24 protein-coding genes are annotated in these 23,148 nt (G+C 64.7%); 16 read left to right on the top strand and 8 right to left on the bottom strand.

Annotated elements, in window-relative coordinates; all coding sequences use genetic code 11:
• Nucleotides 1–142 precede the first annotated feature (142 nt).
• From NLM15_RS43015 to NLM15_RS42975, 8 genes are all read left to right on the top strand, one after another.
• Nucleotides 143–637, top strand: a complete 495-nt coding sequence (locus NLM15_RS43015) for a Fur family transcriptional regulator (RefSeq protein WP_254124033.1) — start codon at nt 143–145, stop codon at nt 635–637.
• 35 nt (nt 638–672) lie between these two features.
• Nucleotides 673–1,626 (top strand): DMT family transporter, encoded by a 954-nt coding sequence (locus tag NLM15_RS43010; protein WP_254124032.1) that lies wholly within the window; start codon nt 673–675, stop codon nt 1,624–1,626.
• 12 nt (nt 1,627–1,638) lie between these two features.
• Nucleotides 1,639–2,922, top strand: a complete 1,284-nt coding sequence (gene ispG, locus NLM15_RS43005) for a flavodoxin-dependent (E)-4-hydroxy-3-methylbut-2-enyl-diphosphate synthase (RefSeq protein ID WP_254124031.1) — start codon at nt 1,639–1,641, stop codon at nt 2,920–2,922.
• 151 nt (nt 2,923–3,073) lie between these two features.
• The gene (locus tag NLM15_RS43000) at nt 3,074–3,970 is read left to right on the top strand and encodes a TauD/TfdA family dioxygenase (protein ID WP_254124030.1); all 897 of its coding nucleotides are present in this window, start codon (nt 3,074–3,076) and stop codon (nt 3,968–3,970) included.
• A 56-nt stretch (nt 3,971–4,026) separates the two neighbouring features.
• On the top strand, nt 4,027–6,741 hold the full coding sequence (locus NLM15_RS43860; protein WP_375166922.1) for an SUMF1/EgtB/PvdO family nonheme iron enzyme: 2,715 nt from the start codon (nt 4,027–4,029) through the stop codon (nt 6,739–6,741).
• A gap of 81 nt (nt 6,742–6,822) precedes the next feature.
• Nucleotides 6,823–7,254 (top strand): hypothetical protein, encoded by a 432-nt coding sequence (locus NLM15_RS42985; protein WP_254124029.1) that lies wholly within the window; start codon nt 6,823–6,825, stop codon nt 7,252–7,254.
• Between the two features lie 163 nt (nt 7,255–7,417).
• Entirely contained in the window at nt 7,418–8,755 is a 1,338-nt protein-coding gene (locus tag NLM15_RS42980; RefSeq protein ID WP_254124028.1) for a Rieske 2Fe-2S domain-containing protein, read from the top strand.
• A 45-nt stretch (nt 8,756–8,800) separates the two neighbouring features.
• The gene (locus tag NLM15_RS42975; RefSeq protein WP_375166958.1) at nt 8,801–9,574 is read left to right on the top strand and encodes an N-acetylmuramoyl-L-alanine amidase; all 774 of its coding nucleotides are present in this window, start codon (nt 8,801–8,803) and stop codon (nt 9,572–9,574) included.
• A gap of 219 nt (nt 9,575–9,793) precedes the next feature.
• On the opposite strand, the gene NLM15_RS42970 is transcribed toward NLM15_RS42975, so the two are convergent.
• From NLM15_RS42970 to NLM15_RS42960, 3 genes are all read right to left on the bottom strand, one after another.
• Nucleotides 9,794–11,404: a Na+/H+ antiporter gene (locus tag NLM15_RS42970; protein WP_254124026.1), complete on the bottom strand. Its 1,611-nt coding sequence runs from the start codon at nt 11,402–11,404 to the stop codon at nt 9,794–9,796.
• A 46-nt stretch (nt 11,405–11,450) separates the two neighbouring features.
• Entirely contained in the window at nt 11,451–12,308 is an 858-nt protein-coding gene (gene bla, locus NLM15_RS42965; protein WP_254124025.1) for a class A beta-lactamase, read from the bottom strand.
• A 216-nt stretch (nt 12,309–12,524) separates the two neighbouring features.
• Nucleotides 12,525–12,899, bottom strand: a complete 375-nt coding sequence (locus NLM15_RS42960; protein ID WP_007598116.1) for a nuclear transport factor 2 family protein — start codon at nt 12,897–12,899, stop codon at nt 12,525–12,527.
• A gap of 95 nt (nt 12,900–12,994) precedes the next feature.
• On the opposite strand from NLM15_RS42960, the gene NLM15_RS42955 reads away from it, so the two are divergent.
• On the top strand, nt 12,995–13,423 hold the full coding sequence (locus NLM15_RS42955) for a GFA family protein (RefSeq protein ID WP_254124024.1): 429 nt from the start codon (nt 12,995–12,997) through the stop codon (nt 13,421–13,423).
• A 187-nt stretch (nt 13,424–13,610) separates the two neighbouring features.
• Entirely contained in the window at nt 13,611–15,422 is a 1,812-nt protein-coding gene (locus NLM15_RS42950) for a caspase family protein (RefSeq protein WP_254124023.1), read from the top strand.
• Nucleotides 15,423–15,434: 12 nt separating this feature from the next.
• Here the strand turns inward: NLM15_RS42950 and NLM15_RS42945 are convergent, their stop codons facing one another.
• Nucleotides 15,435–16,124, bottom strand: coding sequence for a DUF1345 domain-containing protein (locus tag NLM15_RS42945; RefSeq protein ID WP_254124022.1), 690 nt, complete (start codon nt 16,122–16,124; stop codon nt 15,435–15,437).
• A 9-nt stretch (nt 16,125–16,133) separates the two neighbouring features.
• Nucleotides 16,134–17,057, bottom strand: a complete 924-nt coding sequence (locus NLM15_RS42940) for a polyprenyl synthetase family protein (protein ID WP_254124021.1) — start codon at nt 17,055–17,057, stop codon at nt 16,134–16,136.
• Nucleotides 17,058–17,218: 161 nt separating this feature from the next.
• Here NLM15_RS42940 and mtgA point away from each other — a divergent pair, with 161 nt between their 5' ends.
• The 3 genes from mtgA (at nt 17,219) to NLM15_RS42925 (ending at nt 19,042) form a co-directional block, all read left to right on the top strand.
• Entirely contained in the window at nt 17,219–17,893 is a 675-nt protein-coding gene (mtgA, locus tag NLM15_RS42935; protein WP_254124020.1) for a monofunctional biosynthetic peptidoglycan transglycosylase, read from the top strand.
• Between the two features lie 169 nt (nt 17,894–18,062).
• Nucleotides 18,063–18,245, top strand: a complete 183-nt coding sequence (rpmF, locus tag NLM15_RS42930; RefSeq protein WP_007598106.1) for a 50S ribosomal protein L32 — start codon at nt 18,063–18,065, stop codon at nt 18,243–18,245.
• 146 nt (nt 18,246–18,391) lie between these two features.
• Nucleotides 18,392–19,042 carry a hypothetical protein gene (locus tag NLM15_RS42925; RefSeq protein WP_254124731.1) on the top strand — a complete coding sequence of 217 codons (651 nt, stop codon included), beginning with the start codon at nt 18,392–18,394 and terminating at the stop codon, nt 19,040–19,042.
• Nucleotides 19,043–19,048: 6 nt separating this feature from the next.
• Here NLM15_RS42925 and NLM15_RS42920 read toward each other — a convergent pair whose 3' ends face one another.
• Nucleotides 19,049–19,306, bottom strand: coding sequence for a hypothetical protein (locus NLM15_RS42920; RefSeq protein WP_254124730.1), 258 nt, complete (start codon nt 19,304–19,306; stop codon nt 19,049–19,051).
• Nucleotides 19,307–19,526: 220 nt separating this feature from the next.
• On the opposite strand from NLM15_RS42920, the gene NLM15_RS42915 reads away from it, so the two are divergent.
• Entirely contained in the window at nt 19,527–21,221 is a 1,695-nt protein-coding gene (locus NLM15_RS42915; protein ID WP_254124019.1) for a bifunctional diguanylate cyclase/phosphodiesterase, read from the top strand.
• A 268-nt stretch (nt 21,222–21,489) separates the two neighbouring features.
• Here NLM15_RS42915 and NLM15_RS42910 read toward each other — a convergent pair whose 3' ends face one another.
• A complete protein-coding gene (locus NLM15_RS42910; RefSeq protein ID WP_254124018.1) occupies nt 21,490–21,858 on the bottom strand; it encodes an antibiotic biosynthesis monooxygenase in 369 nt (122 codons plus the stop codon).
• Nucleotides 21,859–21,955: 97 nt separating this feature from the next.
• Between NLM15_RS42910 and NLM15_RS42905 the strand changes: the two genes are divergently transcribed.
• Nucleotides 21,956–22,426 carry a MarR family winged helix-turn-helix transcriptional regulator gene (locus NLM15_RS42905; protein WP_254124017.1) on the top strand — a complete coding sequence of 157 codons (471 nt, stop codon included), beginning with the start codon at nt 21,956–21,958 and terminating at the stop codon, nt 22,424–22,426.
• 126 nt (nt 22,427–22,552) lie between these two features.
• Nucleotides 22,553–22,852: a hypothetical protein gene (locus NLM15_RS42900; RefSeq protein ID WP_254124016.1), complete on the top strand. Its 300-nt coding sequence runs from the start codon at nt 22,553–22,555 to the stop codon at nt 22,850–22,852.
• 32 nt (nt 22,853–22,884) lie between these two features.
• On the opposite strand, the gene NLM15_RS42895 is transcribed toward NLM15_RS42900, so the two are convergent.
• Nucleotides 22,885–23,136, bottom strand: coding sequence for an EAL domain-containing protein (locus tag NLM15_RS42895; protein WP_309144960.1), 252 nt, complete (start codon nt 23,134–23,136; stop codon nt 22,885–22,887).
• Nucleotides 23,137–23,148: the final 12 nt, after the last annotated feature.

Here is a 23,148-nt window from a genome sequence, read left to right as displayed (position 1 = left end):
TAAGCTTCGAATATAATAAGCAAGCTTATGATTATTTCATGGCGGGTTTGCGGGACGCTGTCCCGCAGGATGAGCATGGCTGATCGCCGCGACCCCGGTCGTGCTTTGGGTTCCACCGCCGAAATGCTAGAACGCCGATCCCATGACCCTCGCAAAGCCGGCCTTTCCCGCGCCCGACCACGATCACGGCCGCTGCACCGCGGACGCGTTGGCGCATGCCGAGGAGGTTTGCGAGCAGCGCGCGCAGAAATTCACGCCGATACGCCGCCAGGTGCTGGGGGCGCTGCTCTCCAGCCACAGGCCGCTCGGCGCCTATGAGGTGATCGACGAACTGGCCAAGTCGATGCCGCGGCCGGCGCCGATCACGGTCTATCGTGCGCTCGATTTCCTGATGGCCAACGGCCTCGTGCACCGCATCGAAAGCCGCAACGCCTATCTCGCCTGCGCCGCGCACGACCACGATTCGACCTCGGCGGTGGCGTTCCTGATCTGCGAGCGCTGCGGCCTGGTCGGCGAGATTTCGTCGGCGTCTTTCGCCGGGGATCTCAACGCCGCCGCGCGCAGCTCGGGCTTCGCGCCAAAACTGTCCGTGGTGGAGATCACAGGCGTCTGCACCCATTGCCAGAAGAAGACTTGAAGTAACAACGGCGCAAAGCCGGTTTTCGGGAAGACATGTCCGCACCTCAAGAAATACCCTCAGCCGGGCGCCCCCTCAGTGCCGGCGCCATCGCCCTGATGCTCATGCTGTGCCTGACCTGGGGGTTCAACCAGATCGCGGTGAAGCTGGTGCTGCCGGACATCCCGCCGATGCTTCAGGCGACGATCCGCTCGATGGGCGCACTGCCGGTCTTGTTCATCATCGGCACCTTGAGGGGCGTCAAATTCTTCGAACGTGACGGCACGTGGAAGCCCGGCGTCGTCGCCGGACTGATGTTCGGCGTCGAGTTCATCCTGATCTTCCAAGGCCTGCGCTTCACCCCGGCATCGCGGGCGGTCGTCTTCCTCTACACCGCGCCGTTCTTCGTGGCGCTCGGCTCCTACCAGGTGCTCGGCGAGCGGCTTGGCGGCACGCAATGGCTGGGGTTGGCCATCAGCTTTGCCGGGGTCGCACTCGCGATCGGCGTGCCGCAGCCCAACGTCGATTCGCATGTCCTGCTCGGCGACCTCATGATCGTCGGCGGCGCGGCGCTGTGGGCGGCGACCACGCTGGTCGCCAAGGGCACAAGGTTGCGCTTCGCTGCGCCGGAAAAGGCGCTCGGCTACCAGGTCGCGACCTCGATCCCGATCCTGGGGCTGGCAGCCTGGCTATCCGGGGAGACCATCACCCACACCCCGTCGCCGCTGTCGCTCAGCCTGATGGCCTTCCAGGCAATCTGGGTGGTGGGAACCACGTTCACGCTTTGGTTCGCGCTGGTGAAGGCCTATTCGGCCAGCAAATTGTCGGCTTTTACCTTCATCACCCCTTTGTTTGGCGTGGCGGGTAGCTATTTCATCATGCACGACACCTTGAGCCTGACATTCGGGGCCGCTGCGATCCTTGTAATTGCTGGGCTTTTTCTGGTTAACCGTCCGGGCCGATTGGCTGCGGCGCCGCCTGATGCATTGCTGAACGTCACCAAAACCTGATATTTGGACCCCATGAACAAGCTCGAAAACCCCATCGATTCCGATATCGCGGGCCCCGCGCCCCGGCACCAGACCACCCAGGTGAAGGTCGGCGACGTCGCCGTCGGCGGCGGTGCGCCGATCGTCGTGCAGTCGATGACCAACACCGACACTGCCGATATCGACGGCACCATCGCCCAGGTCGCAGCGCTCGCGCGCGCCGGCTCCGAAATGGTCCGGATCACCGTGGACCGCGAGGAAGCCGCTGCCGCCGTTCCGCACATTCGCGACGGCCTCGCCAAGCGCGGCATCACCACGCCCTTGATCGGCGACTTCCACTATATCGGCCACAAGCTGCTCGCGGCCTATCCGGCCTGCGCCGAGGCGCTCGCCAAGTACCGCATCAATCCCGGCAATGTCGGCTTCAAGGACAAGCGCGACACCCAGTTCGCCGACATCATCGAGATCGCGAACAAGAACAGCAAGCCGGTGCGCATCGGCGCCAATTGGGGCTCGCTCGACCAGGAGCTTCTGACCAAGCTGATGGACGAGAACGCCGCGTCCGCCAATCCGCGCGACGTGCGCGCGGTGACGCGCGAGGCCATGGTGCAGTCGGCGCTGCTCTCGGCCGCCCGCGCCGAAGAGCTCGGCATGCCCAAGGATCGCATCATCCTGTCTGCAAAAGTCTCGGCGGTCCAGGATCTGATTGCGGTCTATCAGGATCTCGCCAGCCGTTCCGACTACGCGATCCATCTCGGCCTCACCGAAGCCGGCATGGGCTCGAAAGGCATCGTGGCGTCCTCGGCCGCGCTCGGCATTCTCTTGCAGCAGGGCATCGGCGACACCATCCGCATCTCGCTGACGCCCGAGCCCGGCGGCGACCGTACCCGCGAGGTGCAGGTCGGCCAGGAGCTCTTGCAGACCATGGGCTTCCGCACCTTCGTGCCCTTGGTTGCCGCGTGCCCCGGCTGCGGCCGCACCACCTCGACCACGTTCCAGGAGCTGGCGCGCTCGATCCAGGACTTCATCCGCGACGAGATGCCGGCCTGGAAGACGAAATATCCCGGCGTCGAAGAGCTCAACGTCGCGGTGATGGGCTGCATCGTCAACGGCCCCGGCGAATCCAAGCACGCCAATGTCGGCATCTCGCTGCCCGGCACCGGCGAAGCACCGGCCGCGCCCGTGTTCGTCGACGGCAAGAAGTTCCGCACGCTGCGTGGCCCCACCATCTCGGCCGACTTCAAGGCGCTGGTGATCGACTACATCGACCAGCGCTACGGCCAGGGCGCCAAGGTGCCGGTAACGGCGGCGGAGTAAGCGTTTCCAAACATCGGAATCGTAGGGCGGGTTAGCGCAGCGTAACCCGCCCTATTTCTTTTTGCGGCGCGAAGTGGCGGGTTACGCTTCGCTAACCCGCCCTACATTGCTACGATGTCTCCCAATCAAGAATGATCGGGAGACGACACCCATGAGCTCACTCGCCGGCAAGCAGGGTCCGCGCTATCGCCACACGGCCGAGGACGGCGCACCTTACGAGACCATCGCGGTCGAGAAGCTCACCCCCATCATCGGTGCGGAAATATCCGGCGTCGATATCGGCAAGCTGGTCTCGGACGATGCCCGCTCCAACCGGCAGATGGACGAGATCCATCGCGCGCTCGCCGAAAACCTCGTCATCTTCTTCCGCGATCAGGAGATCACGCCAAAGCAGCATCTCGCCTTCGGCCGCAAGTTCGGCGAGCTGCATTTCCATCCTGCCGCGCCGCACGAGGATGAGGACCCGGCGCTGATGAAGATCTATGCCGACAAGAACTCGCCGCGCGCCAACGGCGAGGGCTGGCATTCGGACGTGTCCTGCGATCTCGAGCCGCCAATGGGCTCGATCCTCTACATCAAGCAGTGCCCGCCGCGCGGCGGCGACACGCTGTTCGCCAACATGTACGCCGCCTATGAGGCGCTGTCGGATCGGATGAAGGCCTATCTCGACGGGCTGACCGCGCTGCATGACGGCGAGCCGATCTATCGCGGCCTCTATGCCAATTACGGCGTCGCCGATCGCCCCTCCTATCCGAACGCCGAGCACCCCGTTGTCCGCACCCATCCCGTCACGGGCAGGAAGGCGCTTTACGTCAACCGCGGCTTCACCCGCCACATCAACGGCATCCCGCGCGACGAGAGCGATGCGATGCTGGCCTATCTCTACCAGCACGCCGAGAACCCGCTATTCCAGTGCCGCTTCCGCTGGACCGAGAACGCCATCGCGTTCTGGGACAACCGCTGCACCCAGCACCGCGCGATGTGGGATTACTGGCCGCACACGCGCTCGGGGACGCGGGTGACGGTGAAGGGGGAAAGGCCGGTGTGAACGGCTGTCGCTGCCGGACGCCCTGCGTGATCTGAATCACGGATTTGGCGCTGCCCATGTCAAATGATGTGGGCGTAGGGTGCTGCTTGCGGGCGCTTCAACCAGCGATATACTCGCAAGGGGCGATTTGGGGGGATCTTATGCGCTTGGTGGCGGCTACCATTCTTGCGCTCTTTTTTTGCGGGTTTGCAGGTCAGGCGGCGGCCGAGAAACGCGTCGCTCTGGTGATCGGCAATTCGTCGTACCGGAACGTTCCGAGCCTCCCCAATCCCCGGAATGACGCTGCAGAGATTGCGGCCTTGTTCAGATCCGCAGGCTTTTCCGCGATCGACGCTCGCCGCGATCTTGGAATCTCGGACATGCGCCGCGCGATCAGCGATTTCGCGGAGATGGCGAGCGATGCCGACGTGGCCGTCGTCTATTTTGCCGGACATGGCATCGAGGTGGATGGCGCAAACTACGTCATCCCCGTCGACGCGAAGCTGGCGCGCGACTTCGATATCGAGGATGAGGCCATTTCCCTCGATCGCATTCTGAAGTCGATCGAGGCCACCAGGCGGCTTCGCCTCGTCATCCTGGATGCCTGCCGGGACAATCCGTTCCTCAAGACCATGAAGAGAACCGTGGCTTCTCGTTCAATCGGTCGCGGATTGGCGAAGGTCGAGCCCGCGGTCACCGATACGCTGATCGCCTTCGCGGCCAAGGCCGGGTCGGTCGCGCTGGATGGCGATGCGAAGAACAGTCCCTTCACGGCTGCGCTGCTGCACAACATTGCTGCTCCCGGCTTGGACCTGCGGATCGCGTTCGGCCGGGTTCGCGACGAGGTGCTGAAGGTCACCAATCGTCACCAGGAGCCGTTCGTCTACGGATCGCTGGGCGGCTCCGTCGTCTCGATCGTCGATGCACCGAAGCTTCCGCCGCCGCCAACGACGGATGACATCGTGTGGAGCGCCGTGAAGGATTCGACGTATCCGGCGGTGTTCGAGGAGTTCATCGCGAAGTTTCCGACGAGCCCGCATCTGAAGGCGGCGGAATCACGGCGCGGCGAGCTGATTCAGGCGCAGGCCGCGGCTGCCGCGCGGGTGCCGCCGCCACCTACGGCCGACGAAATCGTCTGGATGGCGATCAGGGATTCGAACTATCCCGCCATTTTCGATGATTTCGTGAGCAAGTTTCCGGCCAGCAAGCATCGAGCCGAGGCACAATCGCGCCGCGACGAATTGCAAAAGCAGATTGCCGCCGCAGCCGCCCGCATTCCACCGCCTCCGACGGCCGATGAAGTCGTCTGGGATGCCATCAAGGGCTCGACTCATCCGGCAATCTTCGAGGATTTCGCCAGCAAGTTTCCAGCAAGCCCGCATCTGGCGGACGCGCAGGTGCGCAGGGACGAGTTGAAAAAGCAGATTGCCGCCACACAAGCTCCGCCGCCTCCCGCCGCCGAGGACATCGTTTGGGCCGCGATCAAGGGATCGCGTGATCCCGCGATTTTCGATGAGTTCGTGAGTAAATATGCGGCGAGCTCGCACGTCGCGGACGCGCGGCAGCGCAGGGATGATTTGAGGAAAGAGATTGCCGCCGCTCGAGCGCCGCCACCGCCTCCGGCGGAGGAGATCGTCTGGAACGCGATCAAGGAGTCGCGCGACCCTGCGATCTTCGAGGAGTACTCCGCGAAATATTCGAGCAGTTCGCACGTTTCCGCCGCGCTATCGCGTCGTGACGATCTGAAGAAGGAGCTGGCCGCGGCAGCGGCGCCGCCTCCGGCGCCTCCCGCAACCGATGAGATCGTCTGGAATGCGATCAAGGACGGGCACGCGCCGGCAATGTTCGAAGAATTCCTCAGCAAATTCCCCGAGAGCTCGCGGTCGGCAGAGGTGCGCGAACGGCTCAAGGCGATGCAAGCCACGCAATTGGCTTCCACCAACGCCACGCTCCCGGCAATGGAGGCGACCCAGCAGCGCGAGGGATCGACTGCGCTTGGTCTCAAGGTGTTGTCCGAGTCGGAAGAGACGGCCCTGAAGCAAAAAGCCAGTTTCAAGGAATGTGAAAAGTGTCCGGAGATGGTCGTGGTGCCGCCCGGCGCCTTCATGATGGGAGCGTCGGAGAGCGCATCGAAGCGCGCCACGGAATCGTCTCGTCACAAGGTGACGTTCGCCCATTCATTCGCCGTTGGCCGTTACGCCGTCACGTTTGCGGAATGGGACGCCTGCGTCGCCGATGGGGGATGCAACGGATACAAGCCCTGGGACAATGGTTGGGGCCGCGGAAGGCGGCCGGCAATCAACATTTCCTGGTCGGACGCGAAGAGCTATGCGGCCTGGTTGTCGGGCCGCACCGGCAGAACGTACCGCCTCCTGAGCGAAGCCGAGCGGGAATATGTGACACGAGCGGGAACGACGTCGTCGTTCTGGTGGGGAGCCTCGGTTTCTCGGGGACAGGCCAACTACGATGACAGGGCCAGCCAGGACAAGAATGCAAAGGGTGGCTCCGGACAAAAGACGGCTCCTGTCGATTCCTTCCAGCCAAATCCGTGGGGGCTCTATCAGGTGCACGGCAATATCTGGGAATGGGTCGAGGATTGTGTCAACGACACTTATGAGGGCGCGCCTACGGACGGTAGTCCTTGGCTGAAAGGCCGATGCGAGCAGCGCGTCCTCAGGGGAGGCTCTTGGGTGAGCAAGGCGGATGCCGTCGAAGCGGGGAGCCGCTATGGCGTGCAGTCCGAAGGACGCGTGAGCAACGTTGGATTTCGGGTCGCGAGGATGTTGAGATAGCCGGGCACGAATTCATCGGCCTCGCCAGCCGGAACGACCACATACGATAATTCTACGATTTTTTCATTGGAGAGATATGAGATGACAATCTACCCGGTACGCCTACCGACGGCCCTTTTGATCAAAATCAGTGCGGCGCTCGTCCTGTTCTTCGGTATCCTCTGTGGCGCCCATGCGGGCGGGGGGAACACGTCGCTCGTCGTGAAATCGGGCGAGGCAAAGGAAATCTGCAAATGCGGAGGACACTGGCGCGTCGATGCCAGTGGCAAGGTATGGCCCGTCAGCATTGAGGTCGTGTCTCCGCCGAAAAACGGCGCCGTGACGACGAGAGCGAGCTCCGGGCAACGCAAGTTGAGAAACGGAGAAGCCAAGACCGTGCGGCTGACCAGCGTGGTGTACCAATCCAAGAAGGGGTTCGTCGGCGAAGACTCCTTCACGTATCGGCGCGTGACGGCAGACCCCACCGACCCGGATAATGGCAAGGTATACACGGTCGCTGTCACCGTCAGGTAATTCCAACGAGTGCGGGGCCGAATGGCGGTGCATCGTCCGCCATTCGGTCTGCGAGAGCGGTGGAGGTTTCGCTTCGCCAATCCGCCCGACAAAGCTGTTCTTGCGTTGACGTCTTCCCCCGCACGCGCCAATCTTCCCGAAAACAACATCGGGAGGATCAGGCATGCTCCGCGCCGAGGACAACAAGTTTCTGACCGAGTCCGGCCCCGGAACGGGCATGGGCGAGCTGCTGCGACGATTCTGGATCCCCGTCCTGCTCTCAGAAGAACTCCCCGAGCCCGACGGCGAGCCGAAGAAGATCGTCGTGCTCGGCGAGGAGCTGCTCGCCTTCCGCGACACGCGCGGCGTCGTCGGAATCATCGATCAGTACTGTCCGCATCGCGGCGCCAATCTCTGGCTCGGGCGCGTTGAGGAATGCGGCATCCGATGCGTCTATCACGGCTGGAAGTTCGACACCGACGGTCGTTGCGTCGACATGCCGACCTCCTATCCCGATCTCAACGCCAAGGATCTCATCCGCATCAAATCCTACCCGGTGCGCGAATGGGGCGAGATGATCTGGGCCTATATGGGTCCCGCGGAGGTGATGCCCGAGCTGCCCGACCTGGAAATGGCGCTGCTGCCGGCCTCGCACCGCTACGTCAGCAAGAAATGGCAGGACTGCAACTGGGTGCAGGCGCTGGAAGGCTCAATCGACACCGCGCATTTCACCTTCGCGCATCTTTCCTTCGACAAGGAGGAGAACGAAATCCTGGACATCAAGAAGCATTTTGTGAATCCGCTGGTGCGGATGTCGAGCGACCATATGCGCTGGATCGCGGAGGATCCGCGTCCCGTGATCAAGGTCGCCCCGCACGAGGCTGGCCTCACGATTGCCGGCGGCCGTCTCACGGGCAGCGACAACATCTATTGGCGCATTGCGCAATTCCTGATGCCGTTCCACGCCTACGCGCCGAGCGCGATGCCGGGCGAGAACATCTTTGGCCAGACTTTTGTGCCGGTGACCGACACCAATTGCTGGATCTATACCTATGTCTGGAATCCGGAGCGGCCGCTGACGCAAGGAGAGCGTGATGCTTATGATCGCGGCAACGGCGTGATCGCGGAGGTCGACGACAATTACGTGCCGCTGCGTCACAAGGGCAACGATTATCGGATCGACCGAAAACTCCAGAAGACCCGGAGCTACACCGGTATCAAGGGCGTCTCCGAGCAGGATGCCGCCGTGCAGGATAGCCAGGGCCCGATCGCCGACCGCACTCGCGAGCATCTCGGCCCGACTGATCTCGGCATCATGCATTTCCGGAAAGTCGTGATGGAGCTGGCGCGTGCGCTTCAGCAGGGTGAACCGCCGCCGCAAGCGGCGCATCAGGATCGCTATGCCGTGCGCTCCGGCGCCTGCGTCACCAGCAAGACCAAGGATTTGCCGGCCGTGATGCTGGAGCGCTTCGGCGATGTCGCCGGCTTCGTCGGCCGTCCCCAGATCGCGGCAGCGGAGTAGGACTTGTCGCCAGGGCGGGGCATCGTTGCAATTCTCCTCGTGTCGATGGTTGCGCTGTTGCTTCCGTCGATCGACGCGGGCCGTGCCGCCCCGGCCCGGAAGATTGCGAAAGCAAAGCCAAGGCCTTCGCCTGTACCGGTCAAATGCGAGAAGCCGAAATTCCGGATCGTCGTTGATGTCGGGCACACCCCGGACTCCTATGGCGCCCTGAGTGCGCGCAATGATCCGGAGTTCGGCTTCAACGTCCGGCTCGCAAGGCTGGTCACGGCGAAACTCAAGTCCGAAGGCTTTGCCGCAACCCGCCTGCTCATCACGGACGGCAAGGCGCGGCCGAGCCTGTTCAAGCGGGTCGGTGCCGCGAATGACGGCCGGGCCGATCTCTTCCTTTCGATCCATCACGATTCGGTGCCGGACAAGCTGCTCGAGACCTGGGAATTCGACGGCGCCAAGAGCTATTTCAGCGACCGCTTTTCCGGCCACTCGCTGTTCGTGTCGCAGCAGAATCCGCACTTCGCCACCAGCCTGATGCTGGCCCGGATGATCGGCCGGCAGTTGAAGCAGCAGGGCCTGCATTATGCCAGCCAATACACGCTGCCGGTGATGGGCCGCTACCGGCGCCAGCTGCTCGACAAGGAGGTCGGCGTCTACCGCTATGATGGGCTCATCGTGCTCTCGCGGACGAGGAGTGCCGCAGTGCTGCTCGAGGCCGGCTCGATCATCAACCGCGACGAGGAGATGACGATGAATTCGGTGGAGCGGCAGGAGATGATTGCGCAGGCTGTTGCGGCGGGGGTCGAGGAGTTTTGCGAGAGGCGGTAGTGCGCTCGCAATGACGAGGCGACAGCGTCAGCCAACCTCATCACTGCCGTCCCCGCGAACGCGGGGACCCATAACCACAGGGAGCTGTTGCGGCGCGAGACGATAACTCCGAGTCTTCGCCAAACAACTCCCTGTGGTTATCGCGACGAGCGCAAGCGCTCGCGCGGGGGTCCGGGATCTGCGCTCCGCTTCGCTGCGCTTGTCCGGGACGACGGCGCCTCACAGCGGCGCCCCCCGATATTCCCGGTTCGCCAAACTCGCCTCTTCCAGATCCAGATCCCGCTCGATCCGGCGTCTCGTCTCGTCGGTGATCTGACCGTCGCGCAGGAGGTCGTGGATGAACTTGCGCTCGGCGTCGATCAGGTTGCGGGTCAGTGTGGTGCCGGCGGCGGAGACGTCATGGTGGGCGGGATCGAGTGACTCCGGCAGCTGGTTGACGCGGATCTCGTGACGCGCGCGCAGGAGCCGCATGACCTCGTCGGAGACCTCCTTTTCGGCTGTCAGCGCGTCCAGCGATTTCAGCGCGGCATCGAGAGCCTGACGGCGTGCGGCGATCTCGGCCTCGTGCTCGGCGACATGCTCGTTGCGGCCGGCTTCGGCGACGCCGAGCCAGCGCACCACCGGCGGCAGCGTCAGGCCGACGCCGATCAGCGTGACGAAGATGACGCCGAAGGCCACGAACAGGATCAGGTCGCGATACGGGAAGGCTTCTCCGCCCGGCAGCGTGAACGGAAGCGCCAGCGCCGCTGCGAGCGACACCGCGCCGCGCACGCCGGTGAAGGCGAGCACGAACGGCCATTGCCAGGGCGGCGACGGATCGCGCTCGCGCAGCGACTTCGAAAGAATTCGCGGCAGATAGGTCGCGGGATAGAGCCAGACGAAGCGTGCGATCACGATGATCAGCAGGACCACCGCGGTCGCGATCAGGATGTCGTCGAGCGGGAACGTCTTCGATTTCTCGTAGAGCGCGCGCATCTGGAAGCCGGTGAGCAGGAACAGCAGGCCCTCGATCAGATAGATCACTAGGTCCCAGAAGAAGATTCCTTGCAGGCGCGTCGACGCCGAGATCAGCAGCGGGCCGTTCCAGCTGACATAAAGGCCGCATGCGACGGTGGCGATCACGCCGGAGCCGCCGACATGCTCGGGCAGCCAGTAGGAGACGTAGGGCGTGATCAGCGACAGTGTCAGCTCGACCTGCGGATCCCTGGACCATTTGCGGGCGCGAAGTGAGAGCCAGCCGACGCCGATGCCGAAGGCGATTTCGCCGGCGACGATCAGGGAGAACTCGCCGGCCGCCAATGGCAGTGAGAAATGGCCGACCGTGATGGCGGCGAGCGCGAAGCGGTAGAGGATCAGCGCGGTGGCGTCGTTGGCGAGCCCTTCGCCTTCGAGGATCACCACGAGCCGGCGCGGCAGGTTCAGTCGGCGCGCGATCGCGAGCGGCGCCACCACGTCGGGCGGCGCGACGATGGCGCCGAGCAGGAAGCCGATGGTCCAGGGCAGGCCGATCAGATAATGCGTGGCTGCCGCCACCAGCGCTGCAGTGAAGATCACCGCACCGACCGCGAGCAGCACGATCGGGCGCAGGTTGTTCCTGAACTCGCGCCAGCTCATCGCGACGCTCGCCGAGTAGATCAGCGGCGGCAGCACCATCAGCAGCACGAGTTCCGGCGGCAGTTCCACCGGCGGCATGCCCGGTACGAAGGCGAGGCCGACGCCGGCTAGCATCAGCAGAATGGCCGGGGCGACGTTGAAGCGGCGTGCGGCCAGCGCCACGCCCGCCAGCACGGCGAGCAGGATGAGAAAGGTCTGAAATTTGGCGGCGATCATGGCCTGTCTTGGCCCGGAAGCCGCCATGAGGTCAATGCGGCGCGGCTCACGCCAGCCGTTCGGTCACCATGCGCCCGATGCGCGCGAACGCGGCCTCGATCTGCGGAGCGGTCGGCGTGCCACCCTGGGTATAGGCCGCGATCAGGATCGGCGTGTCCGGCTTCGGCCAAACGACTGCGATATCGCCCGAGGCATCCTTGCCGTTGTTGCCGGTCTTGTCGCCGATCCTCCAGCTTGCCGGCAGTCCGCCGCGCAGCCTGTTCGCCCCGGTCTTGCAACCCAGCATCCATTCGGTGAGCTGGGCACGCGAGGCCGCCGACAGTGCTTCGCCGGTGACCAGCCGGCGCAGATTGCCTGCCATCGCGGCCGGCGTCGTGGTGTCCCGGGGATCGCCGGGCGGTGAGCGGTTGAGCTCGGGCTCGTTGTGGTCGAGCCGCGAGGTGGTGTCGCCGAGCGACCGCCAGAACGCGGTGAGCGCGGCGGGGCCGCCGATCCGCGCCAACAGCAAATTGGCGCAGGTGTTGTCGCTGAGCTCGACGATCGCCTTGCACATCTCGCTGACCGACATCTTGCCGGCGGCGAGGTTTTGCTTGGCGACCGGGGCGTAGTCCAGCAGGTCGGCTTGGCCGTAGGGGATCATGGCGGCAAGCTGTTCCTCGCCACGATCGACCCGCGCCAGCACGCAAGCGGCGAGCGAGGCCTTGAAGGTCGAGCACATGACGAACCGCTCGTCGGCGCGCCATGCGAGCTTGGCGCCGGTCGCGAGGTTTTCGGCATAGACCCCGATCCGCCCGCCGCTCTCGCGCTCGTAGGTTTCGAGTTCAGGCGGCGCCTCTGCGGCGAACGCGGGGGAGGCAGCCATCCAGCAGAGCGAGGCGAGCAGAGAACGGCGATCGAGCAGCATGGGGGACCTTGGGCAAGACGGAGGGATGCAATGGACGCGTTATCCGCGCCGTCATTGCGAGCGCAGCGAAGCAATCCAGAGTTTCTCCGCGGAGGGATTTTGGATTGCTTCGTCGCAAGGGCTCCTCGCAATGACGCGTGGCGAGAGTTGCGCTCGCAATGACGGAGAATGAGAGGTGAGTGTGCCCGATTTCGGGCAGCGGAAGGTTAGAGCCCCTCACTCCCTCAGGTCATACCGATACGATTTCGACACGATCTGCCAGCCGTCGGCCAGCTTCATCGCCACCAGATAGTCGGTGAAAAACCGCGGCGGCAGCTGGCATCTGACCTTGATGAAGGCGGTCTTGTCGTCGGAGCGGTCGATGGTGACGATGAAATCCTCGCGCGGCTTGCCTTCGGCCTTGCCGGAGGGGCGCTTGCGCACGCGGTCGAGCCAGTCGGGCACGGTCAGCACCTGAAGCTCGCCCTTCTCGACCCAGCGCAAATCGGCGGAGGGATGGAAGATGGCGCCGAGTTTTTCGGCGTCGCCCTCGTAGAGGCCGTCGAAATAGGATTGCACGACAGCTTCGACGCTCGAACGGTTCTGGCTCATGGGTCATCCCTTTGAATGATGGCTTGGAGCGAACTTAGTCGTACACGTCAAAATGCGCTATGGGTGTCTATCGCCAATTGCGCGAGGACGCTGGAATGACTGGATCAGAAAATTCGAACGCTCGTATCCTCACCGGCGAATGCTACTGCCGTGCCGTGCGCTACGAGGTTGCGGACGCGTTCTCTTACGCGATGAACTGCCATTGTTCGAACTGCCGCCGCACCACCGGCTCCGCCTTCAAGCCGTTCGCCGGGATTGCGCAGGACAGGCTGCGCATCGTCCACGGTGAAGACCAGCGCATCATCTACGGCGACGACACCACCCATGACGCCCACTGTGCCCGCTGCGGCTCGCTGCTTTATTCCCGGGTGCGCGAGGGAAAATGGGTTCATGTCGCCATGGGAACCCTGACCGATGCCCCCTCGATCCGGCCGAGTGCCCACATTTTCGTGGGCTCGAAGGCGCCCTGGCATGAGATCGCGGACAATCTGCCGCAATATCGGGGGCACATCGGGGAGGCCTAGGGGGGAACAAGGCCCGCACACGCGTTGGCCGGCGAACCGGGGCCGGACTGGTGCGACAAACAAAAGGGGCCTTCCGGCTGGTCGCCGGCGCCACCTTCGTGACCTCCATCACAAGTGTCGGCGGCGGATTTTGCTAAAGCGGTCCCAAAGGGGCTCGAGATGCCCCGAAATTTTCGGAAGTCGTGTCATGCGCAATCTGCTCAGACTTTGCCCGCTTCTCCTCGCCCTCGCGCTGCTGTTCGGCGCTGATCCCGCTTTCGCCGGAAAGCGCGTCGCGCTGGTGATCGCCAATTCGGCCTATCAGCACGCACCACTGCTCGCCAATCCCGTCAATGACGGTTCGGTGATGGCGAAGACGCTGAAGGAGGCCGGCTTCGACGTCGTCGAGTCCCGGCACGATCTGTCGGCGCTGGACACGCGGCGCGTGCTGCGCGAATTCGCCGATGCGACGCGCAACGCCGACATCGCCGTGGTCTACTATGCCGGCCACGGCATCGAGGTCGAAGGCTCGAACTATCTGATCCCCGTCGATGCCAGGCTGGAGCGCGACACCGACGTCTACGACGAGGCGCTGTCGCTCGACCGCATCCTGGTCGCGGTCGAGCCCGCCAAGCAGCTTCGCCTGGTGATCCTGGATGCCTGCCGCGACAATCCGTTCGGCAAGACCATGAAGCGCACGATCGCTGCGCGCGGGATCGGCCGCGGCCTCGCCCAGGTCGAGCCGACCAGCCCCAACACGCTGATCGCCTATTCGGCCAAGGCCGGTTTCACGGCGCAGGACGGCGACGGCGCCAACAGCCCGTTCACGGTGGCGCTGTCGAAGCATCTGACGACGCCGGGCCTCGACGTCCGCCGCGCCTTTGGCTTCGTGCGCGACGACGTGCTCAAATCGACCGGCAACAAGCAGGAGCCGTTCGTGTACGGCTCGCTCGGCGGCGAAGACGTGCCGCTGGTGCCGGTCAAGGTGGTGGCTGCAGCACCCGTCGCGCCGGTGGCGAACCCGCAGGCCGATATCCGCCGCGACTATGAGCTCGCGCTCCAGGTCGGCAACAGGGCGGCTTGGGATGCCTTCCTCGCCCAGCATCCCGACGGTTTCTATGCCAGCCTCGCCAAGCTGCAGGTCGAGAAAATTGGCGCCGAGCAGGCCCATGCCGCGGCGACCGAGAAGGCGAAGCAGGCCGAGGCCGAGCGCGATCGTCTCGCCGCCCTCGGCGCGCAGAAGGATGCGCAGGCCAGGGCTGCGGCCGATGCGAAAGCCGCCGAGCAGGTGCAGCTCGCCGCGCAGAAGGCCAAAGAGCAGGCGCAGCAGCAGGCGGCCGCTGCCGAGCAGCAGCGCGTCAACCTCGCCGCCGCGGCGCCGAGCGCTGCGCCCGCCAGCACGGCGAGCCCGTCCGGCACCAACGTCGCGTCGCTGACGCCGGCGACGGCGCCGGCCGATCTCAGCCGCTCGGTGCAGACCGAGCTCGGCCGCGTCGGCTGCTATTCCGGGCAGGCCGACGGCAACTGGAACACGTCCTCGCAACGGTCGCTGTCGCAGTTCAACCGCTATGCCGGCACCAAGCTCGACGTGAAGGTGGCGAGCACCGATGCGCTCGATACGGTCAAGGCCAGGCAGTCGCGCGTTTGCCCGCTAGTTTGCGAGCACGGCTTCAAGGTCGACGGCGACAAGTGCACGAAGATCGTCTGCCGTGACGGTTATGCGATCAACGACGACAATGAGTGCGTGAAGCAGCGTGCCGCCAGGCCGACCAAGCCCGCGACCGCCAGGCGCGACGACGGCGATGAACGTCCCGCGCGGCAGCGTCGTCAGGCCGGCGGTGCGGCGGGCGGCTATGGTGCCGCCGGCATTGCTGCTGCCGGCGTCGGTCGGCCCTCGGGTGGCGGGCAGGTTATCTGCACTAACAACACCGGCTGCCGTCCAGTCAGCCGCGGCTGCCATCTCGAATATCGCGGCGGCGGCGGCCCCGGCAACGAAGCCAATGCCGAGGTGTGCAATTAGGGCGGGTCGACGTCAGTTCGAGATCGCGCTCGCCGCGATGTTGACCGTCAGGGCGAGCAACGCCGTGTTGTAGATGAACGAGACGATGCCGTGCGCCGTCGCCGTGCGGCGGATGATCTTGTCGGAGATGCCGACGTCGGAGACCTGCGCGGTCATCCCGATCACGAACGAGAAATAGACAAAATCCCAATAGTCGGCGTGATCTTCCTTGTCGCCGCTCGGGAACTGCAATCCACCCGGTGGATGCCGGTAATATTCATGGGCGTAATGCAGCGCGAAGGTCGTGTGCACGGCGGCCCATGACAGCGCGATGGTGGTGATCGCGATGGTCAGCTCCCACGCCCCGCGGTGCGGCGTGCCGAGCTCCGAGACGATCGCGGCGATGCTGGCAAAGGCGCCGATCGCCGTCACCAGCAGGATCACGAAGCGACCGTCATCCTGCATCGCCGCAGCGCGACGGATATGCTGGTGGTCGTTGCACAGCATCATCGCGTAGACCAGCACGAGATAGACTGCGATCAGCGCATCCCAGCCGAACAAGAGCCGCGTCACCAGCCGGTGCGAGCCCGGCAGCAGCAGGCAGACCAGGATGCCGGCAGCAAGCGCGATGAAGGTGCGCGGCCGCGCGTAGATCAGCCGCACCGGCCGCGACATCTTGCGGAAGCGGACGAGGACGGGATCTTCCTTGCCCTCGGCCGCCATCGGAGTGCGTCAGCTCTTGCGCTCGGCCACGAACCGCGCGGCGGCCTGCAGCACGGCGGCGCGGTCGCCGAAGATCGACACGGCGCTGTCGGCGCGCGCGAGCAGGTCGCGCACGCGCTGCTTGGCGCCGTCGATGCCGAGCTGGGTGACGAAGGTGGTCTTGCCCAGCGCGGCATCAGCGCCGGCCGGCTTGCCGAGCGCGGCCGCATCGCCTTCGACGTCGAGCAGGTCATCGGCAATCTGGAAGGCTTCGCCGAGCGCACGGCCGTAATCGTCGAGCGCCTGATATTCCTTCTGCGAAGCTTGGCCGAGGATCGCGCCGGCGATGCAGCCGTAGCGCAGCAGCGCGCCGGTCTTCATCTGCTGAATACGGGCGACATCGATCGGTTCGTTGCCGCCAAAGCGGCCTTCGCCGGCGAGGTCGAGGATCTGGCCGCCGACCATGCCGCCGATGCCGGCGCAGCGCGCCAGCGCGCGCGTCAGCAGGAGGCGCACTTGGGCGTCGCGGTGGATCTCGTCGCGGGTGACGATGTCGAAGGCGAGCGTCAACAGGCCGTCGCCGGCGAGGATCGCGGTCGCGTCATCGGTCTTCTTGTGCAGGGTGGGGCGGCCGCGGCGCAGGTCCGAATTGTCCATCGCCGGCAGGTCGTCATGGATCAGCGAATAGCAGTGGATGCATTCGAGCGCGGCGCCGACGAGCAGCGCGGCCTCGCGCGGAACACCGAACACCGCCGCACTCTCGACCACCAGGAACGGCCGCAGACGCTTGCCGCCGTTGAGGCTCGAATAGCGCATTGCGTCCATCAGTCGCTTGGGCCGGGCGATCTCATCGTGCAGGATGTCGTCCGACAACAGTCGCCCGAGCAGGGCCTCGGTATCATCAGCGGTCTTGTCCAGACGTTTGGCGAAATCGGACGGGGACGTGCCGGTCATCAAGAAGGGCTCCAGAACTAAAATTCGGCCGGACAATCCTTTATGCGCCCGCCCCAGTCAATCGTTTGGAAGGTCTAAAAAGTGCTGGAAAAGGCCCGAATTATCACAGACTTAATGGCGGGATCGGTGGTCGCGTTTCATTTTGCGCCGGAAAGGTCGATTTGCGCATCGTTAAGATCCTGCTGGTGCTGCTCGCGGTCGTAGCTCTCGCGCCCTACGTGATCGCGCCGTTCTACCGCACCGGCCATCCGGTTTCGACGCTGATGGCCTGGCGTAGCTTGCGGGGTGCGCCGATGCATCGGGAGTGGATCGATCTGGCGGCGATGTCGCCCGCACTGCCGCGATCGGTGGTGGCGGCCGAGGATGCCCATTTCTGCAAGCATCACGGCATCGACTGGGGCGCGCTGCGCGAGGCGATCGACGACGCGAAGGAGGACGGGACGCCCTTCCGGGGCGCCTCCACCATCACCCAGCAGGTGGCAAAAAACCTGTTCCTCTGGCAGGGGCGGGATTTCATCCGCAAGGCGCTGGAATTCCCGCTGGCGCTCTGGATCGACTTTGTCCTGCCCAAGGCCCGGATCCTCGAAATCTACCTCAACATCGCCGAGCTCGGCCCGCAGGGCCAGTTCGGGGTCGAGGCGGCCAGCGCCTATGCCTTCGGTAAATCGGCGGCCAACCTCTCCCCCCGGGAGGCCGCCCTTCTGGCCTCCATCCTGCCGAATCCGGTCAAACGCAGCGCCAGGACCCCCGGGCCGGGCGTCCGGCGGCTGGCCGGGACTTATGTGGCGAGGGCGCAAGCCAGCTCACTTTCCCCTTGTTGGCGGGAAAATCGCTGATTTCGGGCCCATTCCGGGCGTATTTTCCGGTCCAAGAGCCTAGATTTACGGCCAGCCTTCCTCTATAAGCCCGGCCTTGATCGGCATTCAGCTCGCCTCGGTTTGCGGGTGCTGAGCCGTCCCCTCGTGGACGATGCCCTGATGACACCAATCCCTAGAGGATATTGAAATGGCCGTTCCGAGAAGAAAAACCTCGCCGTCGCGCCGTGGCATGCGCCGCTCGGCAGACGCCATCAAGAAGCCGACCTATGTGGAAGACAAGGACTCCGGCGAGCTCCGTCGTCCGCACCATCTCGACCTCAAGACCGGCATGTACAAGGGCCGTCAGGTCCTGAAGAAGAAAGAGTCCTGAGTTTTTAGGACCTTTCTTCGGGCAGGATGATTTCGCCTGCCTGATTTCGGCCAACCCATGAGATAATGACAGTGACGGCGGCGGAGCCAATGCTTCGCCGCCGCATTGTCCTGTCCGGATATCTTGATCGAGAAGGCATTTCGCCGATGGTCGGTTTCCCGCTGCTCCTGATTCCGCTCGCGGTCTACAACATCATCGCCTTCCTGATGCCGAGCGTGTCCTTTACGGACGTGCTGTTCAAGGTGCCGATGATCACGGGCGAGACCTGGCCGGTCACGCTCGCCGACGTGATGGTCGCGCTCGGGATCGTGCTGCTGCTGCTCGAGGTGGTCAAAGGCGCGCGGCCCGGCTCGAAATTCCTGATGGATCACCTGCTGTCGCTGATCGTGTTCGGCGCAGCCGCGGCCGAATTCGTGATGTGGCCCAAATTCGGCAACTCCACCTATTTCCTGCTGGTGCTGCTCGCGATGGCCGATTTCTTCGGCGGTATCGCCCAGCGCACGCGCCGCCGCGTCACTTATGTTGCCGAGACCACAGTGCCGGCGCCGCGCAAGGCCAAGCGTCAGGCCGAAGCGCCGGTCGATGAAGCCGTGGCCGAGCCCAGGTTCGAGCCGGTGACCGCGCCGCAAGCCGCGCCGGTGGTGCCGCCCGCGCCCTCCGCGCAGTCGGTCGCAGAATCCGTGCTGAAGGATCACCCCGCGCCGAAGCCGGTGACCCCGCCCTCGCCGGAAATTCCCTCGCCGGATCTGCAGCCGGGCAACGGCACGCCGTCCTCGCCCGACACGCCGCCGCGCTGATCTACTTCAAGCCACTTGTCGCGTGCGCGCGGTGACGCTCGGAAGCGGTTGCTTGCTGCCATAGGCAATCTGCGCGTCTTCGGATGAGGCGCGGCGGAGCCGGCTGGCCTGGGGCAGGTGCTCGGCATTGGCGATGAGCTGGGTGACGAAGCTCGGATCGGGGCGGGGCAGCGGCGCCTTGTGGACCCATTGCAGAATCGGCAGCTCCGGCACCAGGGCCGTGCCCGTGCCGTTTGTCCGGTCCGATTGATCAGTACTCAACATCGCTATCACCGTTGATCCGGCGGGCCTGTCGCGTTTCGGGACGCTGGCGCCGGTGCGTGTCATGTACTCGCAAGGCCTATGCCGGCCGGGCCGGTTTGGTTCCGTGGGCGTGCGAAACGTGGTTTCCAAATTGTTTATGAACTTTGCCTAGGGTTGGGGGCGAATCTGGCCGTATTCTGTGCCGGCCCAGGACTCCCCGCTGTCCCGAAACGAGGCGATTTTGACCCCTGCATTGCCGCAAGCCTCCGACATCCTGGCCGCGCTCGGCCAGGCCGTTTTCGCCTGGGACATCGCCAGCGACGCCATCGTCTGGGGGGAGCAGCTCAGTGCCGTCTTCCCCGGCATCCCGGCCGAGCGGCTCGCGACCGGCGCCGAATTCGCCAAGCTGATCGAGCCCGCGCAGACGCTGCGGACCGCCGCGCTGGCGCAGACCTTCCCGGTGCACGGCGCCGACGGCACGCCCTACCGGGTCGAATACGGCGTGCGCATGAGCGCCGCCGATCCCGTGGTCTGGATCGAGGAGACCGGCCGCTGGTTCGCCGGCCCCGATGGCCGCCCGACGCGCGCGATCGGCTCGGTCCGCATCAACAACGAACGCCACGCCCGCGATGAGGAGCTGGCGAAGCTCGCCCGGCTCGATCCGCTGACCGGCGAGCTCAACCGCTCGCACCTGATCGCGGCGCTGGCCGAGGCGATCGAGGAGACGACCCGCTTCCGTTCGACCGCGGCGTTCATGCTGGTCGGCATTGATCATCTCGCGCGCGTCAACGACGCCTTCGGCTTCGATGTCGCCGACGCCGTGATCCTCGACGTCGCCAAGCGCATCCGCGCGCGGCTGCGCGGTGGCGACGTGCTCGGCCGTTTCTCGGGCAACAAATTCGGCCTGATCCTGAAGAACTGTACCGTCGATGACATGAACGTCGCCGCCGAGCGTTTCCTCGCCGGCATCCGCGACGACGTGGTGCCGACCAAATCCGGCCCGGTCTCGGTCACGGCTTCGATCGGCGCGGTCAGCCTGCCGCGCTATGCCCGCAACACCGATGAGGCCGTCAACCGCGCCCATGAGACGCTGGACGCCGCAAAACAACGTCGCGTCGGCTCGTTCGCGGCGTGGCGTCCGGATGCCGCGCGCGACGCGCAGCGCCGCGTCAACATCCGCGTCACCGACGAGATCGTCACCGCGCTGAACGAACGCCGCATCAAGCTCGCCTATGAGCCCGTGGTCTCGGCGGTCTCGCGCGAGCGCGCGTTCCACGAATGCCTGGTGCGGATGGACCAGGGCGACGGCCAGGTGCTGCTGGCACCCGACATCGTGCCGGTCGCCGAACGACTCGGCCTGATCCGCCTCGTCGATCACCGCGTGCTCGAGCTCGTGGTCGCCGAGCTCGCGGCCGCGCCCGACATCTGCCTCAGCCTCAACATCTCGCCGGATACGACGATGGATCCGGACTGGTGGGCCGGCATCGAATCGCTGATGCAGGCGCATCCGGGCGTCGCCGGGCGGCTGATCGTCGAGATCACCGAGACGGTCGCGATCCAGGACCTCGACGACGTCCGTGCCTTCGTCGGCCGCCTCAAGCATTTGGGCAGCCGCATCGCCATCGACGATTTCGGCGCCGGCTACACCTCGTTCCGCAATCTGCGCAAGCTCGGCGTCGACATCGTCAAGATCGACGGCGCCTTCGTGCAGAACATCACCCATTCCGCGGATGACCGCGCCTTCGTGCAGACCCTGATCGACCTCGCCCGCCGCCTCGACATCAAGACGGTGGCCGAATGGGTGCAGGACGAAGAGGCCGCAAACATGCTGCGCGACTGGGGCTGCGACTACATCCAGGGCCGTTTGATCGGGCTCGCCTCGGCCGACCGCCCGTGGGGCGCGCCGCCGGACAGCGCACTGCCTGCGGCAAGCTGAGGCAACTCGTAGGGTGGGCAAAGCGGAGCGTGTCCACCACGTTTCAAGAGACGCCGCACGAATTAGGCGAGCGCGTCGAGTGACCATTCCTCCGATCAGTTTCGTGGATCGCGACAGCGATGGAGTGATCGAAGCCTTTCGGACGGCGCGCCGTTTAGTGCGAGCCAACAACCCGCGCTAGCTCGGTGGGCACGGCGCAAGTGCGCCTTTGCCCACCCTACGAGAGTGTTCGTGGGCTCGGCTCTCTCCTCCGTCATTACGTTTGCAGCTACGCCACGCAAATACCTGCGACCGCGACCTTCTGGAACAGATGCGGGCTTGCGACGGCGGAGGCGGGGTAGGCTGCGATCTTCGCGCGGAAGTCCGGGTGAGTGAACGCCGCGCGGAAATGGGCATTGGATTCCCAGACCGCGTAGTTGAGATAGGTCGGATTGTCGCCGAGGGCGCGGTGGAGCTGGGTCGAGATGAACCCCGGTTGCCGTTTCATGAAGGCGGCGTCGTTCTGCCAGCCGTTCAGGAAGCTCTGTTCATCCGCGGCATCGAGCGTGAACAGGTTGACCAGCACCACGGGGCCGGCGTCGAGCGCGATCTGGCGGTCAATCAGGAAGGTTGGGTCGAGCGGACGCATCTGGGGCATGGCATCACTCCATCTCGCTTGGTATCATCATGTCAATTCGACAAGATGTGACATAGATATTTGACATGATGATGTCAATATAGGGCAATCATTACAAATGACCAAGACCAGACGAACCCCGGCCGGCGAGGCGTTGACCGGCTTTATCCTCGACCTGTTCCGGGCCAACGGCCTGCTCCTGACCGCCGGTGACCGGCTGGTCGCCTCGCTCGGCCTCACCAGCGCGCGCTGGCAGATCCTGGGGGCGATCGTCGATGCGGAGCGCCCGGAGCCGGTTGCCTGGCTGGCGCGCAATCTCGGCGCCAATCGCCAGAACGTGCAGCGGATCGTCAACGACCTCGAGCGGGATGGCCTCGTCGTGTTCGAGACCAATCCGCATCACCGTCGGGCGCAGCTCGTGGTTCTCACCGACAAGGGCAGGCAGGCCTACGACGCCGCCGGACGGTTGCAGATCCCCTGGGTCAACGGGCTTGCGGATGGATTGTCGGTCAGGGATATCGACGTGGCCCGTCGCGTCGTGACCGCACTGCGAGCCGGTCTGAAAGACGCCGGTGAAGCGAACGAATGAGCAAGTGAGGCACCGGGGGACACGAGGCGTACATCGTGCGAGCCCATTTCGGACTCAAATCCGCCGCCGACTCAATCGATGTATCCAAATGCGGCTGGAGGCATGTCCTGAGTTGGGGAATTTGCCATGCGTGATGAAGATTTAGCTCGTCATAAGAGACAGAAGCTGATTTCCACTGCCGAAGATATCGTGCGTGATGAGTCTTTCGAACTCTTGTCGCGGCAGTTCCGCGAAGGCGCTAGCTTTTCGGACGATGAATCCCCGTCGAACGACGTTTTTTTGCTTCTTGAGGAGAATGCGCGGCTTCGTGCGCTTGCCATCAGTCTTTCCAGCCTGGTCGGAGACCTCTCCGAACAGGAGTGGGGCAACGCGCTCGCATCGGCAGATCGTGCCACGCTCAATCGCTTGAGGTCGTGTCGGGCGTGACGATAGAGAGAGCGGCGAGGTGAAGCGGAGCGTCACGCCACGCGCCTGACCGCGTTCAGTCGCTCGATCGCGTGGCCGACATCTGCCGCCGGGCACGGCCTGCCGAAATAATAGCCCTGTACCGCGGTGCCGCCGCATTCGCGCACGAGGTCGAGCTGCTCGATCGTCTCCACGCCCTCCGCGGTGGTCTCGACGCCGAGTCCGAGGGTGGGCGAAGCGTGCCCGCCGTTCGCGTCACGCGGTTGGAGAGATGGTGGGCACGGCAAAAGCGCGCCTTTGCCCACCTACGAAACCTC

The sequence above is a fragment of the Bradyrhizobium sp. CCGB20 genome (assembly GCF_024199855.1).
Classification (GTDB): domain Bacteria; phylum Pseudomonadota; class Alphaproteobacteria; order Rhizobiales; family Xanthobacteraceae; genus Bradyrhizobium.
The sequence above is the reverse complement of the archived record's forward strand: the minus strand, read 5'-3'. Positions and strand labels throughout refer to the sequence as shown.

Excerpts from the sequence above, each read along its gene's own strand:
- NLM15_RS43000 (WP_254124030.1), top strand. The coding sequence starts at position 3,074 with ATGAGCTCACTCGCCGGCAAGCAGGGTCCGCGCTATCGCCACACGGCC.
- NLM15_RS43860 (WP_375166922.1), top strand. The coding sequence starts at position 4,027 with ATGTCAAATGATGTGGGCGTAGGGTGCTGCTTGCGGGCGCTTCAACCA.
- ispG (WP_254124031.1), top strand. The coding sequence starts at position 1,639 with ATGAACAAGCTCGAAAACCCCATCGATTCCGATATCGCGGGCCCCGCG.
- NLM15_RS42910 (WP_254124018.1), bottom strand. The coding sequence starts at position 21,858 with ATGCCCCAGATGCGTCCGCTCGACCCAACCTTCCTGATTGACCGCCAG.
- NLM15_RS42950 (WP_254124023.1), top strand. The coding sequence starts at position 13,611 with ATGCGCAATCTGCTCAGACTTTGCCCGCTTCTCCTCGCCCTCGCGCTG.
- NLM15_RS42975 (WP_375166958.1), top strand. The coding sequence starts at position 8,801 with ATGGTTGCGCTGTTGCTTCCGTCGATCGACGCGGGCCGTGCCGCCCCG.
- NLM15_RS42900 (WP_254124016.1), top strand. The coding sequence starts at position 22,553 with ATGCGTGATGAAGATTTAGCTCGTCATAAGAGACAGAAGCTGATTTCC.
- NLM15_RS42960 (WP_007598116.1), bottom strand. The coding sequence starts at position 12,899 with ATGAGCCAGAACCGTTCGAGCGTCGAAGCTGTCGTGCAATCCTATTTC.
- NLM15_RS42955 (WP_254124024.1), top strand. The coding sequence starts at position 12,995 with ATGACTGGATCAGAAAATTCGAACGCTCGTATCCTCACCGGCGAATGC.
- NLM15_RS42980 (WP_254124028.1), top strand. The coding sequence starts at position 7,418 with ATGCTCCGCGCCGAGGACAACAAGTTTCTGACCGAGTCCGGCCCCGGA.
- rpmF (WP_007598106.1), top strand. The coding sequence starts at position 18,063 with ATGGCCGTTCCGAGAAGAAAAACCTCGCCGTCGCGCCGTGGCATGCGC.
- bla (WP_254124025.1), bottom strand. The coding sequence starts at position 12,308 with ATGCTGCTCGATCGCCGTTCTCTGCTCGCCTCGCTCTGCTGGATGGCT.
- NLM15_RS42905 (WP_254124017.1), top strand. The coding sequence starts at position 21,956 with ATGACCAAGACCAGACGAACCCCGGCCGGCGAGGCGTTGACCGGCTTT.
- NLM15_RS42920 (WP_254124730.1), bottom strand. The coding sequence starts at position 19,306 with ATGTTGAGTACTGATCAATCGGACCGGACAAACGGCACGGGCACGGCC.
- NLM15_RS42985 (WP_254124029.1), top strand. The coding sequence starts at position 6,823 with ATGACAATCTACCCGGTACGCCTACCGACGGCCCTTTTGATCAAAATC.
- NLM15_RS42925 (WP_254124731.1), top strand. The coding sequence starts at position 18,392 with ATGGTCGGTTTCCCGCTGCTCCTGATTCCGCTCGCGGTCTACAACATC.
- NLM15_RS43010 (WP_254124032.1), top strand. The coding sequence starts at position 673 with ATGTCCGCACCTCAAGAAATACCCTCAGCCGGGCGCCCCCTCAGTGCC.
- NLM15_RS42940 (WP_254124021.1), bottom strand. The coding sequence starts at position 17,057 with ATGACCGGCACGTCCCCGTCCGATTTCGCCAAACGTCTGGACAAGACC.
- NLM15_RS43015 (WP_254124033.1), top strand. The coding sequence starts at position 143 with ATGACCCTCGCAAAGCCGGCCTTTCCCGCGCCCGACCACGATCACGGC.
- NLM15_RS42945 (WP_254124022.1), bottom strand. The coding sequence starts at position 16,124 with ATGGCGGCCGAGGGCAAGGAAGATCCCGTCCTCGTCCGCTTCCGCAAG.
- NLM15_RS42970 (WP_254124026.1), bottom strand. The coding sequence starts at position 11,404 with ATGATCGCCGCCAAATTTCAGACCTTTCTCATCCTGCTCGCCGTGCTG.